This is a genomic window from Streptomyces sp. NPDC002004, assembly GCF_053593975.1.
Map to the genome: position 1 here is coordinate 55424 of NZ_JBSFDP010000036.1, position 14008 is coordinate 69431.

11 protein-coding genes are annotated in these 14008 nt (G+C 72.5%); 9 read left to right on the forward strand and 2 right to left on the reverse strand.

Annotated elements, in window-relative coordinates; genetic code table 11:
• Positions 1-21: 21 nt before the first annotated feature.
• A complete protein-coding gene (locus ACWCP6_RS31975) occupies positions 22-1140 on the forward strand; it encodes a DivIVA domain-containing protein (protein WP_450936098.1) in 1119 nt (372 codons plus the stop codon).
• Between the two features lie 296 nt (positions 1141-1436).
• Here ACWCP6_RS31975 and ileS read toward each other — a convergent pair whose 3' ends face one another.
• A complete protein-coding gene (gene ileS / locus ACWCP6_RS31980) occupies positions 1437-4580 on the reverse strand; it encodes an isoleucine--tRNA ligase (RefSeq protein WP_450936099.1) in 3144 nt (1047 codons plus the stop codon).
• 556 nt (positions 4581-5136) lie between these two features.
• Between ileS and ACWCP6_RS31985 the strand changes: the two genes are divergently transcribed.
• The 8 genes from ACWCP6_RS31985 (at position 5137) to ACWCP6_RS32020 (ending at position 12752) form a co-directional block, all read left to right on the forward strand.
• On the forward strand, positions 5137-6372 hold the full coding sequence (locus ACWCP6_RS31985) for a TraR/DksA C4-type zinc finger protein (protein ID WP_450936100.1): 1236 nt from the start codon (positions 5137-5139) through the stop codon (positions 6370-6372).
• An 87-nt stretch (positions 6373-6459) separates the two neighbouring features.
• The gene (lspA, locus tag ACWCP6_RS31990; RefSeq protein WP_450936101.1) at positions 6460-7092 is read left to right on the forward strand and encodes a signal peptidase II; all 633 of its coding nucleotides are present in this window, start codon (positions 6460-6462) and stop codon (positions 7090-7092) included.
• Positions 7093-7276: 184 nt separating this feature from the next.
• Positions 7277-8218: an RluA family pseudouridine synthase gene (locus ACWCP6_RS31995; RefSeq protein WP_450936102.1), complete on the forward strand. Its 942-nt coding sequence runs from the start codon at positions 7277-7279 to the stop codon at positions 8216-8218.
• Positions 8215-8694 carry a GNAT family N-acetyltransferase gene (locus ACWCP6_RS32000; protein WP_450936103.1) on the forward strand — a complete coding sequence of 160 codons (480 nt, stop codon included), beginning with the start codon at positions 8215-8217 and terminating at the stop codon, positions 8692-8694. Before ACWCP6_RS31995 ends, ACWCP6_RS32000 begins: the two co-directional genes overlap by 4 nt.
• Before the next feature lie 437 nt (positions 8695-9131).
• Positions 9132-9407, forward strand: coding sequence for a hypothetical protein (locus ACWCP6_RS32005; protein ID WP_450936104.1), 276 nt, complete (start codon positions 9132-9134; stop codon positions 9405-9407).
• A gap of 163 nt (positions 9408-9570) precedes the next feature.
• Positions 9571-11157 carry a Na+/H+ antiporter gene (locus ACWCP6_RS32010; protein ID WP_450936105.1) on the forward strand — a complete coding sequence of 529 codons (1587 nt, stop codon included), beginning with the start codon at positions 9571-9573 and terminating at the stop codon, positions 11155-11157.
• 220 nt (positions 11158-11377) lie between these two features.
• Positions 11378-12121, forward strand: a complete 744-nt coding sequence (locus ACWCP6_RS32015; protein ID WP_450936106.1) for an SDR family NAD(P)-dependent oxidoreductase — start codon at positions 11378-11380, stop codon at positions 12119-12121.
• Positions 12122-12182: 61 nt separating this feature from the next.
• The gene (locus ACWCP6_RS32020; protein ID WP_450936107.1) at positions 12183-12752 is read left to right on the forward strand and encodes a dienelactone hydrolase family protein; all 570 of its coding nucleotides are present in this window, start codon (positions 12183-12185) and stop codon (positions 12750-12752) included.
• 16 nt (positions 12753-12768) lie between these two features.
• Here ACWCP6_RS32020 and ACWCP6_RS32025 read toward each other — a convergent pair whose 3' ends face one another.
• Entirely contained in the window at positions 12769-13764 is a 996-nt protein-coding gene (locus tag ACWCP6_RS32025) for a zinc metalloprotease (protein WP_450936108.1), read from the reverse strand.
• Positions 13765-14008: the final 244 nt, after the last annotated feature.

The following is a 14008-nucleotide window of genomic DNA, read 5'->3' on the forward strand; positions in this document are numbered from 1 at the left end:
CGACTACGTTGAGGTGAAGAGATGCCGTTGACCCCCGAGGACGTGCGGAACAAGCAGTTCACGACCGTCCGCCTCCGAGAAGGCTATGACGAGGACGAGGTCGATGCCTTCCTCGACGAGGTCGAAGCCGAACTGACGCGTCTGCTCCGTGAGAACGAGGACCTGCGCGCCAAACTGGCCGCGGCCACGCGCGCGGCTGCGCAGAACCAGCAGAACATGCGCAAGCCCCCGGAGGGCCAGGACCAGCCGCCGCAGGGCATGCGCGGTCCGGGTGCCCCCGTTCCCGCCGGGATATCGGGCCCGCCGCAGCAGCAGATGGGTGGCCCCATGGGTGGTCCGCCCCAGCTGCCGAGCGGTGCGCCGCAGCTGCCCGCTGGTCCCGGTGGGCAGGGTGGTCCGCAGGGTCCCGGCCCGATGGGGCAGGGCCCCATGGGTCAGGGTCCGATGGGCCAGGGCCCGATGCAGGGACAGATGGGCGGCCCGATGGGCGGTCCCATGGGTGGTCACGGCCCGCAGATGGGTCAGCCCGGTCAGGGCCCCGGCGGCGACAGCGCCGCGCGTGTCCTGTCGCTGGCCCAGCAGACCGCCGACCAGGCGATCGCCGAGGCACGCTCCGAGGCCAACAAGATCGTCGGCGAGGCCCGCAGCCGTGCCGAGGGTCTGGAGCGGGACGCCCGCGCCAAGGCCGACGCGCTGGAGCGGGACGCGCAGGAGAAGCACCGCGTCGCGATGGGCTCCCTGGAGTCCGCCCGCGCCACGCTGGAGCGCAAGGTCGAGGACCTGCGCGGCTTCGAGCGCGAGTACCGCACGCGGCTGAAGTCCTACCTCGAGTCCCAGCTGCGTCAGCTGGAGACCCAGGCGGACGACTCGCTGGCTCCGCCGCGGACCCCGGCGGCCGCGTCGCTGCCGCCGTCCCCGGCGCCGTCCATGGCTCCCGCGGGCGCGGGTGCGCCGTCCTACGGCGGCAACCAGACGATGGGTGGCAACCCGTCGCCGGCTGCTCCGTCCTACGGCGGCCAGCAGCAGATGTCTCCCGCGATGACCCAGCCGATGGCTCCGGTGCGGCCGCAGGGGCCCCAGCCCATGCAGCAGGCTCCGTCGCCGATGCGCGGCTTCCTCATCGACGAGGACGACAACTGACGGCCCCCGCGTCGTCCTAGGCGTCGGCAACGCCACCAGGGCCGGGCCCCCCGAGTTTCGGGGGGCCCGGCCCTTTTGCGTACGTCCGTCGTCCGGGCCGTCCGGACGCCCCGGCGGCGCGCACACTCCCCGTGGCGCTCCTCCCCCGTCCCGGCGCCCGTGGGTACGGCCCTCCGCACCGCCGGCCGCCCGGCGCCGTAGTCGTGCGGGGGCGTGCACGTGTCCCGTAGGACGAAACGCCGAAGGCCCCGGCCCACCAAGATCTTCCGGTGGGTCGGGGCCTTCGGGCGCGGAGGCTACGCCTTGCGGAGGCGGAACGTCAGGGACAGGGACTCGTCGGTGAACGGCCGGCCGAACGAGTCGTCGGCGTCACCCCGGGCGAAGTCGGTCGCGAGGACCTCGTCCGCGATCAGCCCGGAGTGCTCGGCCAGCGCTTCCACCACGGCGGCGTCCGACGAGGTCCAGCGCAGCGCGATCCGGTCGGCCACGTCCAGGCCGCTGTTCTTGCGGGCCTCCTGGATGAGGCGGATCGCGTCACGGGCGAGACCGGCCCGGCGGAGCTCCTCCGTGATCTCCAGGTCGAGGGCGACCGTCGCACCGGAGTCCGAGGCGACGGACCAGCCCTCGCGCGGCGTCTCCGTGATGATCACCTCGTCCGGGGCGAGGGTGACGGTCTCGCCGTCGACCTCGACCGACGCGGTGCCCTCGCGCAGGGCCAGTGACAGCGCCGCCGCGTCCGCGGCCGCGACGGCCTTGGCGACCGCCTGGACGCCCTTGCCGAACCGCTTGCCCAGCGCCCGGAAGTTGGCCTTGGCGGTGGTGTCGACCAGGGAGCCGCCGACCTCGGACAGCGACGCCACCGAGGAGACGTTCAGCTCCTCCGTGATCTGGGCGTGCAGCTCGGGCGAGAGCGACTCGAAGCCCGCCGCGGCGACGAGCGCCCGCGACAGCGGCTGGCGGGTCTTCACCCCGGACTCGGCACGCGTCGCACGCCCCAGCTCCACCAGGCGGCGCACCAGCACCATCTGCTTCGACAACTCCGGGTCCACGGCGGACAGGTCCGCCTCGGGCCAGGTCGCCAGGTGCACCGACTCCGGGGCCCCCGGAGTCACCGGCACCACCAGGTCCTGCCACACCCGCTCGGTGATGAACGGAGTGATCGGCGACATGAGGCGGGTGACCGTCTCGACGACCTCGTGCAGCGTGCGCAGCGCCGCCTTGTCGCCCTGCCAGAAGCGGCGCCGGGACCGGCGCACGTACCAGTTCGACAGATCGTCGACGAAGGCCGACAGGAGCTTGCCCGCACGCTGGGTGTCGTAGGCCTCCAGGGACTCGGTGACCTGGTCCACCAGGGCGTTGAGCTCGCTCAGCAGCCACCGGTCGAGGACCGTGCGCTCGGCGGGGGCCGGGTCGGCCTCCGAGGGCGCCCAGCCCGACGTACGTGCGTACAGGGCCTGGAAGGCGACCGTGTTCCAGTACGTGAGGAGCGTCTTGCGGACGACCTCCTGGATGGTGCCGTGGCCGACGCGGCGGGCTGCCCAGGGGGAGCCGCCGGCCGCCATGAACCAGCGCACCGCGTCCGCGCCGTGCTGGTCCATGAGTGGGATGGGCTGAAGGGTGTTGCCCAGGTGCTTGGACATCTTGCGGCCGTCCTCGGCCAGGATGTGACCGAGGCAGACCACGTTCTCGTAGCTGGACTTGTCGAAGACCAGCGTGCCGACCGCCATCAGCGTGTAGAACCAGCCACGGGTCTGGTCGATGGCCTCCGAGATGAACTGCGCCGGGTAGCGGCTCTCGAAGACGTCCTTGTTCCGGTGCGGGTAGCCCCACTGCGCGAACGGCATCGAGCCCGAGTCGTACCAGGCGTCGATGACCTCGGGGACGCGCGTCGCCGTGCTCGTGCAGCCGTCCTGCGGGCACGGGAAGGTGACGGCGTCGATGAACGGGCGGTGCGGGTCGAGCTCCGACTGGTCCGTGCCCGTCAGCGTGGTCAGCTCGGCGCGCGAACCGACGCAGGTGAGGTGGCCCTCCTCGCAGCGCCAGATCGGCAGCGGGGTGCCCCAGTAGCGGTTGCGGGACAGCGCCCAGTCGATGTTGTTGGTGAGCCAGTCCCCGAAGCGGCCGTGCTTGACGGTCTCGGGGAACCAGTTCGTGTTCTCGTTCTCCTCGAGGAGACGGTCCTTGACCGCGGTGGTGCGGATGTACCAGGACGGCTGCGCGTAGTAGAGCAGCGCGGTGTGGCAGCGCCAGCAGTGCGGATAGCTGTGCTCGTACGGGATGTGCTTGAACAGCAGTCCGCGGCCGTCCAGGTCCTTCGTCAGCGCCTCGTCGGCCTTCTTGAAGAAGACGCCGCCCACCAGCGGGACGTCCTCCTCGAAGGTGCCGTCCGGGCGGACCGGGTTCACCACCGGCAGGCCGTACGCGCGGCAGACCTTGAGGTCGTCCTCACCGAAGGCGGGGGACTGGTGGACCAGACCGGTGCCGTCCTCGGTGGTCACGTACTCGGCGTTCACCACGTAGTGCGCCGGCTCCTCGAACGCCACCAGTTCGAAGGGGCGCTGGTACGTCCAGCGCTCCATCTCGGCACCGGTGAAGCTGCGGCCGGTCGTCTCCCAGCCCTCGCCGAGCGACTTCTCGACGAGCGGCTCGGCGACGACGAGCTTCTCCTCGCCGTTCGTCGCGACGACGTAGGTCACATCGGGGTGCGCGGCGACGGCCGTGTTGGACACCAGGGTCCAGGGGGTCGTCGTCCACACGAGCAGGGCGGCCTCGCCCGCGAGCGGACCGGAGGTGAGCGGGAAACGCACGTAGACGGACGGGTCGACGACCGTCTCGTAGCCCTGCGCCAGCTCGTGGTCGGACAGGCCGGTGCCGCAGCGCGGGCACCAGGGGGCGACGCGGTGGTCCTGGACCAGCAGGCCCTTGTTGAAGATCTCCTTGAGCGACCACCACACGGACTCGATGTAGTCCGGGTCCATGGTGCGGTAGGCGCCGTCCAGGTCCGTCCAGTAACCCATGCGGGTCGTGAGCTCGGCGAAGGCGTCCGTGTGCCGGGTCACGGACTCGCGGCACTTGGCGTTGAACTCGGCGATGCCGTACGCCTCGATGTCCTTCTTCCCGTTGAAGCCGAGCTCCTTCTCGACCGCCAGCTCCACCGGCAGGCCGTGGCAGTCCCAGCCGGCCTTGCGGGCCACGTGGTAGCCGCGCATGGTCCTGAAGCGCGGGAAGACGTCCTTGAAGACGCGCGCCTCGATGTGGTGGGCGCCGGGCATGCCGTTCGCGGTGGGCGGGCCTTCGTAGAACACCCACTCCGGGCGGCCCTCGGACTGCTCCAGGCTCTTGGCAAAGATCTTCTGCTCGCGCCAGAAGCCGAGCACCTCGTGCTCGAGGGCGGGCAGGTCGACCTGGGCGGGCACCTGGCGGTACTGCGGCGGGGTCATCGACGAGCTCCTCCAACGGACTGATGGCTTCCGTCGGAGGGACGAGAGCCGGCTGCCGGTTCGGCGCGCTCCCGCGGTACCACCCTCCTTGGCTCTCCGGCGGGTGTCCTCGCCGGGGAGCCCCCTCATTGGGGTCGCGATACCGGCTCTACTCGCCTCGGCCCGGGCTTCGGCTTTCTTCCGGTGGCTCCGGGGTGATCTTCACGTCGCGCTCGCCCCCGGGCTCGCACCGTCCCCGGATCGCTCATGGCTGCGTACGCCGCTACTCGTCCCCATCCACGCCTTTTCGCTCCGCCCAGTGTACGGGGCCTCGCAGCGCGCGGCCGACCGGTTTTCCGGGTGCCCGGCCCGAGGGCCTGCGGTGACCCGAATGGCGCCCGGGCGTCCGGGGCGGATTACGGAGCGGAGAGGTGGGCACAACGCAGGCAGGCCAGTCGCGAGACCCCCGTGGGGCGGGCATATCGGGCGGCGTGCCCCGTTGCCGCGGGCCTGGAGTCGATTTATCGTCCCAGCACGATTCGCGAGCAAGATCACAATATGTGAAGGGGCCGCGACCATGGTGGCGAAGAAGACCGCCGCACCGAAGTCGGCGTCCGGCGGAACCAAGGGTGCGGTCGCGGCGAGAACCGCTTCCAAGCCGGCAGCGCACGGCGAGGGGGCGCCGAGGAAGACGGTCAGGGCCGGGTCGGCGGGGGCATCGGCCGCCGAATCGGTCACGGCGACGAGGGTCGCGACCGGGACGATCTCGGGAAGGGCGTCCGGGACCAAGGAGGACGCGGTCATGGACGTGGACGCGGTGGACGCGGTGGACGCGGTCGACAAGGTCGACAGGAAGGACGCGGCCGGGAAGACGACGTCCAGGAAGTCGGCCGCCAAGTCGACCGCCGGGAAGACGGCCGTCAAGAAGACGGCCGCGAAGAAGGCGGTGACCGGGAAGGCACAGTCCAAGGAGGCACCCACGGCGAAGGCGGCGTCCCGGGAGGAGCCCGTCGGAAGCGGCACGGCCCCGAAGAACACCGCCGAGGCGTCGGGACACGACGCATCCGGGAAGGCGGCCGGGACCGTGAAGTCGGCCGCCAGGAAGGCCACCGCCAAGACCGCCAAGAACGCCGCGGCAGGGAAGACCCAGCCCGAGAAGGACGCATCCCGGAAGGCTCCGGCCACGAGGACCACGGCGGCGAAGGGCCCCGCGAAGAAGTCCGCGGCCGGGACCGGCGAGGGCAGGCGCGGCGCGGGCAGTACCAGTGCAGGGAAGATCCCCGCGGTCGACGAGGCGGCAGCCTCCGGGGCCGGGAAGACGACGACGGGAGCCACGGCTGTGGTTGCTAAGAAGACCCCGGGCGCGGTCACCGCTGCCTCCGATCCCGGTGCGGTGCCCAAGGCGCGTGCCGGGGCGGCCGAGCTCGCGGTCCGCCCGGGGGAGGACCCCTGGACCCCGGAGGAGGTCGCGGAGGCCCGCGCCGAGCTCTCCGACGAGGCGCAGCGCCTGCGCGAGGAGCTCAGCTCCTCCGAGCAGTCGCTCGCCGGCCTGATGCGGGACTCCGGTGACGGGGCCGGCGACGACCAGGCCGACACCGGCACCAAGAACATCACGCGCGAACACGAGCTGGCCCTCGCGGCCAACGCGCGCGAGATGCTGATCCAGACCGAGCGCGCCCTGGAGCGTCTCGAGGCGGGTACGTACGGGCTCTGCGAGAACTGCGGCAACCCCATCGGCAAGGCCCGGATGCAGGCGTTCCCCCGGGCCACCCTGTGCGTGGAGTGCAAGCAGAAGCAGGAACGCCGTCCCTGAGCGGACGACCCCGGCCGGCGGCACGTGCACTCGCGCGCGCGTGCCGTACTCTCGTCCTCAGTCAGGCACCTAGGTTGAGGGACTCACGTGGCAGAGGCGGAGCGCATCATCGGTACGCCGGAAAACCCGGAGCCGGACGGGAGCGAGCCGGAAGGCGCCCGGCCGGAGGGGGCAGCGGCTGCGGGGACCGCACAGTCCGCCGGGGCCGACGGGGCCGAGCCGGCGCCGGCCAGGGGCAAGCGCAAGATCGCCGTCCTGTTCTCGGTGGCGGCCCTGGCGTACGCCCTGGACCTGGTCAGCAAGATGATCGTGGTCGCCAAGCTGGAGCACCGTGAGCCCATCGACCTGATCGGCGACTGGCTGCGGCTCGAAGCCATCCGCAACCCGGGCGCCGCCTTCGGGGTCGGCGAGGCCTTCACCGTGATCTTCACGGTGATCGCCGCCGCCGTGATCGTGGTGATCGCGCGGCTCGCCCGCAAGCTGTACAGCCTGCCCTGGGCGATCGCGCTCGGCCTCCTGCTGGGCGGCGCGCTCGGCAACCTCACCGACCGGCTGTTCCGTTCGCCCGGGGTCTTCGAGGGCGCCGTCGTCGACTTCATCGCCCCCAAGGGCTTCGCGGTCTTCAACCTCGCCGACTCGGCGATCGTCTGCGGCGGCATCCTGATCGTGCTGCTCTCCTTCCGCGGCCTCGACCCGGACGGCACGGTCCACAAGGACTGAGGACCGGCGCGGGGCTTCCCGGGCGCTGTGCACGGCCCGCGCGCGGGACGTCATGGGGGGCACCGCCGGTGGACCTCCCGCCCCCGCCGTGCCGCGCTCGCGCGGGGCCGCAGGAGAACGCCCGGAAATCCCTCGCCCAGGGCGCGCGTACGGGGCTGTCCCACCCGTCCGGCATACTCGACGGGTGAGCACGATTCCCGAGATCCGTACCCTGCCCGTGCCCGACGGCCTGGAGGGCGAGCGCGTCGACGCCGCCATCTCGCGCATGTTCGGCTTCTCCCGTACGAAGGCGGCGGAGCTGGCCGCGGCAGGCAAGGTGCTGGTCGACGGCACGGTGGTCGGCAAGTCCGAGCGGGTGCACGGCGGTGCCTGGCTCGAGGTCGAGATGCCCCAGGCGCCCGCGCCCGTGCAGGTGGTCGCCGAGCCCGTCGACGGCATGGAGATCGTGCACGACGACGACGATGTGGTCGTGATCGTCAAGCCGGTCGGTGTCGCCGCCCACCCGAGCCCCGGCTGGACCGGGCCGACCGTGATCGGCGGCCTCGCCGCCGCGGGATACCGGATCTCGACGTCCGGGGCCGCCGAGCGCCAGGGCATCGTGCACCGCCTCGACGTCGGTACGTCGGGCCTGATGGTGGTCGCCAAGTCGGAGTACGCGTACACCTCGCTGAAGCAGCAGTTCCGGGACCGCACGGTGGACAAGCGGTACCACACCCTCGTCCAGGGCCACCCGGACCCCACGAGCGGCACGATCGACGCGCCCATCGGGCGCCACCCGCACCACGACTACAAGTGGGCGGTGACCGCCGAGGGCAAGCCCTCGATCACGCACTACGACCTGATCGAGGCGTTCCGGGCGGCCTCGCTGCTCGACGTCAAGCTGGAGACCGGCCGCACGCACCAGATCCGTGTGCACATGGCCGCCCACCGCCACCCCTGCGTCGGCGACCTGACGTACGGCGCGGACCCGACCATCGCCAAGCGTCTGGGCATCGGCCGGCAGTGGCTGCACGCGGTGCGGCTCGGCTTCGAGCACCCGGGTGACGGCAGCTGGGCGGAGTTCGCCAGCGACTATCCGGCGGACCTCCAGGAGGCCCTCGACCGCGTGCGGGCGGAGAGCTCGTGAGCGGTGCGCAGGACCGGGGCTTCGCTGTCCGGGTCGCCGACGACGGAGCCGACCGCGAGGCCTGCTTCGCGGTGCGCAAGGAGGTCTTCGTCGGCGAGCAGGGCGTCCCGGAGGACATCGAGTACGACGCGTACGACGCCGTCGCGGTGCATCTTCTCGCCGTCCGCCGCGACGGCCTGCCGCTGGGTACGGGCCGTCTGCTGCACGGCGCCGCCGCGGCGGGGAAGACGGGCGGCGATCCGTCCGTCGGGTCGCTCGGCCGGCTCGCCGTCTCGCGGGAGGCGCGCGGACTCGGCGTCGGCGCCGCGCTCGTGCGCGGCATCGAGGACGCGGCCCGCACGCTCGGCCTGCGGGCTGTGGACCTGCACGCGCAGACGCAGGCCCTCGGCTTCTACGAGCGGCTGGGCTACGAGGTGTACGGGCCGGAGTTCCCGGACGCGGGCATACCGCACCGGGCGATGCGACGCGCCCTGTGAGCCACGCCGTGGACGCGCCGCCCATGGCACGCGTCCACGGGTGAGGCACGGTTCGCGTCGGCGCCGGGCGCGCTCGCTTCCGTGGAGGAGGCGCGGGTCGCGTCCGCGGACGAGCCACGGCAGGGACGCGGGTGCGGACTTCTCTGCCCGGGACGAGAGCGCGGACTGCTCTGCCTCATGGGCGGATCACGTCCGCTCGTGAGGGGACGCCGTCGATGTGTCCCCGGGCATGCCGCAATCGGTCACGTGCGGGCGGTGACGGGTGGGTGAGGTCCGCGGTGGGGAGTCTTGTCCGTTAGGAACCTTTCCAGTCCTGCTTGACGGGTTTGGCGTCGCCCCCTACGGTCGCCGCAACCCCGCCGCACCCGTACCCCCCATCGACGGAGCCAGTGATGCGTAGCTCGACGTCCGGGAAGCACCGGAGGAATCGACCTGTCATGCCCATGGTTGCCGCGGTGTTCGCGGCCACCGGACTCGGACTCGCCGGCACCTGGCACGCCTCGGCGGGCGAGACACCCCATCACCGCGGGACCACCGTCGAGGTCGGCGTCCCCGGGACCCGCTGTCCCGCAGCGCCGGGCCGGGAACCCTCCGTCGTGGTGCCCACGCGGTCCGGGCCGCGGACCCCCGCAGGCATACCGGAAGCGTCCGGCCCCGGCACCGCGGGCCCCGGCACGACCGCGACGACGCAGCGGCCGCCCTCCTGCCGCTAGGGGATGTCCTGCCGATCACGCCGGGCTCGCGGGGTGATCGGCGGACGCCTGCCGGGGCCGGGCGGGCCTGCCCCAGTCCGTCGTGCGGGCACGGGCACCGATACGCGTGGCACGCTGGACCCCTTGATCGTCCTGATCGCCCAGACCCGGCCGGAGCGCGCACGTGGATCAGCTGGCCCTGTTGTTCGTCCTGCTGCTCGGGGCCCTGGTGAGCGTCCCGCTCGGGGACCGGCTCGCACTGCCCGCGCCGGTGCTGATGACGCTGCTCGGCATCGCCCTCGCACTGCCCGGCTTCGTGCCGAACGTCGCCGTCCCGCCGGACTTCATCCTGCCCGCCCTCCTGCCGCCGCTGATCTACGCAGCCGCGCGGCGCACCTCCTGGCGGCAGTTCGTGGCCAACAGGCGGCCGATCTTCCTCCTCGCCGTCGCGCTCGTCCTCGTCACCACCGCGGCCGTCGGGTTCGTCGCCCACAGCATCGTGCCGGGGCTCCCGATCGCCGCGGCAGTGGCGCTGGGCGCGCTCGCCGCCCCGCCCGACCCGGTCGCTGCGACGGCCGTCGCGAGCCGGCTCGGACTGCCGCGCCGGCTCGTGTCGATCCTGGAGGGCGAGGGCCTGTTCAACGACGTCACCGCGATCGTCGTCTACCACGTGGCCGTCACCGCCGTCGTCAGCGGCATGTTCTCGTTCCGCGGGGCCGTCCTCGACCTGGTGCTCTCCGCCGTCGTCGCGGTCGCCGTCGGTCTCGGGCTCGGCTGGGTGGCGAACCGCATCATGCGCCTGCTCGGGGACGCCACGCTCCAGGTCGGACTGACCCTCCTGCTGCCCTACGGCAGTTACGTCCTGGCCGAGGTGCTGCACGGCTCCGGTGTGCTCGCCGTGCTCACCACCGGGCTGTTCGTCGCCGAGTTCATGCGGGACGCCGACGAGGTCCTGTTCCGGCTCGCCGGGCGCAGCTTCTGGGACGTCGTCGAAACCCTCGTCACCGGCGTCGCCTTCGGACTCATCGGACTCGAACTCCATGTCGCGATCAGGTCGGCGGGCGGACACTGGCACGAGATGCTCGGCTGGGCCGGTGCGGTCGTCGCCGTGGTCGTCCTCGTGCGCCTGCTGTGGCTGCTGCCCGCGGCCTGGCTCACCAAGCGGCTCCATGCGCGGCGCGACTACGACGAGGAGGTCCCCACCGGCTGGCGGGAGACCGTGGTCATGTGGTGGGCAGGTATGCGGGGCGTGGCTTCGGTGGCGCTGGCGCTCGCCCTTCCGCTGAAGACGGCCGGCGGCGCGCCCTTCCCGGGCCGGGACGAGATCATCTTCATCGCGTTCGGCGTCATCATGGTCACCCTCGTCGTCCAGGGGCTGACCCTGCCCTGGCTGGTCCGGAGGCTGGACGTGCGGGCCGACGTCGAGGCCGAGAAGGCCTACGAGAAGGAACTCGCCGTACGGGCCGCGAAGGCCGCGCGACGACGGCTGAAGGAGATCGAGGAGGTCGAGGATCTGCCGGAGGGTATCGCCGAGCAACTGCTGCGCCGCGCCTTCGACATCGGCGTGCGCCTGAGCCCCGAGGTGGCCGACGAGGAACGCCGCGAGGCGCAGACGCAGCGCCTGGAACGGCTCGAGCGGATGCGGCGCATCCAGAACGAGATGATGTCCGCTGCCCGCCACGAGGTCCTCGCCGCCCGCAACGAGCCCGGCGCCGACCCGGAGATCACCGACCGGGTGCTGCACCGGCTGGACGTGCGTAGCCTGCGATAGGTCCTGTCGGCGAACTCCCCTTCCCCCCGCGACGTCCGGCACGCGCCGCCACCGCCTCGACGGGGCGGGAGGCAACCCCGGCCGCGTTGCCGGGACCGTCCCCCATGGATCCGCCGAGGGGCACGGGCCCCGTCCGCCGGCATGCTTCGAGCGAGCGGGAAGGCGGCGGCACCGCGCCCGGATTCCCGCTTCGGCGGCCCGGTGCGGCTAGGCTCGCTCCGTGGTACGCAACGTGGTGATCAGTGGCGGCGGCACCGGCATCGGCCGCGCGGCCGCGCGGGCCTTCGCGGCCGTCGGCGACCAGGTTCTGCTGCTCGGGCGGCGGGCGGAGACCCTCGAGAAGGCGGGAGTGCCCGGCGCTCTGACGTACGCCGCCGACCTCGGCGAGGTCGCGGGTGCGCGCGGTGCGGCCGAGTTCGTGCGCCGCGAGATGGGCGCGGTGGACGTGCTGATCCACAGTGCGGGCGGCAGCGGCAGGCTGGAGCCGACGCCGCAGGGCGACAGCGACCCGCTCACCGCGGTCGCGCACAACTGGAGCGTCAATTTCCGGATCAATACGCTGACGGCGGTGCTGCTCACCGAGGCCCTGCGCGAGCGGCTCGCGTCCCCCGGCGGCCGCGTCCTCTTCATCAGCTCCGTCGCGGCCTACCGCGGCTCCGGAAGCGGCGCCTACGCGGGCGCCAAGGCGGCCCTCCACCCGTACGCCGTCGACCTGGCCCGTGACCTCGGCCCTCGTGGCATCACCGTGAACGTCGTGGCGCCCGGCTTCGTCGAGGGCACCGAGTTCTTCGGCTCCGGGATGCCCGAGGAGGAGCACGCCGCGCGCTCCGCGCAGGCCCTCACCGGCCGCGCGGGCACCCCCGAGGACGTCGCCGAGACCCTGTACTGGCTGGCCTCCCAGGCAGCCGGGCACATCACCGCGCAGGTCATCCAGGTCAGTGGCGGGGCGGTACCCGGACGCTGAGCCGGGACGGGCGCCGGGCACCGGCGCAGGCAGTGGGCCCGCACCTGGCACCATGGGCCCCATGAACATCATGCTCTTTCACTCGACGTACGGGCTGCGGCCCGCGGTGCGCGCGGCCGCCGAGGGGATGCGCGCGGCCGGACACGAGGTGTGGACCCCCGACCTGTTCGAGGGGCGCACCTTCGAGACCGTCGAGGAGGGCATGGCCCACAAGGACGAGATCGGCAAGGACGAACTGCTCAGGCGCGCGGTCCTGGCGGCGGCTCCGTACTCCGAGCGCGGTCTGGTGTACGCGGGCTTCTCGCTCGGCGCCTCCATCGCGCAGAACCTGGCGCTCGGCGACGAGAAGGCACGCGGTCTGCTCCTGCTGCACGGCACCTCCGACCTCGCGGTCAACGCGTCCGTGGACGAGCTCCCGGTGCAGCTGCACGTCGCCGAGCCGGACCCGTTCGAGACCGACGACTGGCTGAGCGCCTGGTATCTGCAGATGCGCAGGGCGGGCGCCGACGTCGAGATCTACCGTTACGCCGGGGCCGGCCACCTCTACACCGACTTCGAGCTGCCGGACTTCGACGAGGAGGCCGCCGAGGCCACCTGGAGGGTGGCGCTCGGCTTCCTCGACTCGCTGTGAGGCCGGGCCCCGCGGGTCACCCCGTGGCGCGGTACGCCGCCCAGCTGTCCTTCATCCGCTGCACCTGACCCGCCGTGAACTGGTACATGCACGCGTCGTAGGTGTAGTCCATGAAGTTGTGGATCGGGTCGGCCCCGGGCTTGTTGGTGCAGGAGTCCCGCCCCGTCGGGCACTGGTACGCGGCGCTCTTCTCGGCCGGGGTGTCGGAGACGTAGTCGCCCTGGCCGCCGCAGCCGCCCTGGAAGGTGTGGTACAGCCCGAGCCAGTGGCCGATCTCGTGGGTGGCGGTGTCGCCCTCGTCGTAGTTCGTGGCCGACCCGCCGGGCAGTGAGGTGTCGAGGACGACCACACCGTCGTCGGACGGGTTCGAGCGGTACGAGGACGGGAAGGTGGCCCAGCCGAGAAGGTCCTGGCCGAGGCTGGCGGTGTAGAGGTTGAGCGCGTTCGCGCCGCCCTTGCGCAGCGCCGACTTCATCTGCTTCTCGGCGGCGGAGCCGGGCGCGATGCCGTTGTACCAGGCTGGGTTGTCGGTGTAGTCGGTGCCGGCGAGCGTGAACCGGAAGCCGGAGTCTGTGTTCCCGGTGCCCTGGCCGGAGTACGCCGCGTTGAGGACGGTGATCTGCCGGTCGATGTCGCTCGACGAGAGGTTGCCGGCCGCGCCGTCGTGGACGACGTGGACGTACACGGGGACGGTCGTCGTGGCGGCCGCGGAGACGCCGCGGCCTGACGCACGCAGGTGCTGCAGCCTGCGTGTCAGGTCCGTCTGCATCGCCTGGGCCCTGGCCTCGGTCACCTCGTTGGGCTCGTGGGCGTGGCGGGAGTGCACCGGCTTGGCGGCGCGTGCGGCGGCGTTCGCGCCGTCGGCGCACTTCTCGGGCGCCGAGGGGGACTTGGCGGCGGCCGTCGCGCCTGCCGCCGAGAGCGAGAGCGGGGCGACGGCCAGGGTTCCGGCCACGACGGCGGTACCGAGGATGCGTCTGAGGGAACGCGGGGACAGGGAACCTGCGCGCATGGAGCCTCCTCGCGGACGGGCGGGAGGACCGTCCTCGCCGCCAGGCGCGGGACATTACGTGCTCATGTCACGTCAAGGGAAGACATCGAGCGTTGTTTTTCGGCCACGACGGGCAAAGTTGACGAGACAACGACGTACATGGCGCGGCGGGGGGGGGGGGGGGGGGGGCCCCCCGCCCCCCCCCCCCCCCGCGGGGGGGGGGCGGCGGGGCGCGCCCCCCCCCGCGCCCCCCCCCGCCCCCAAC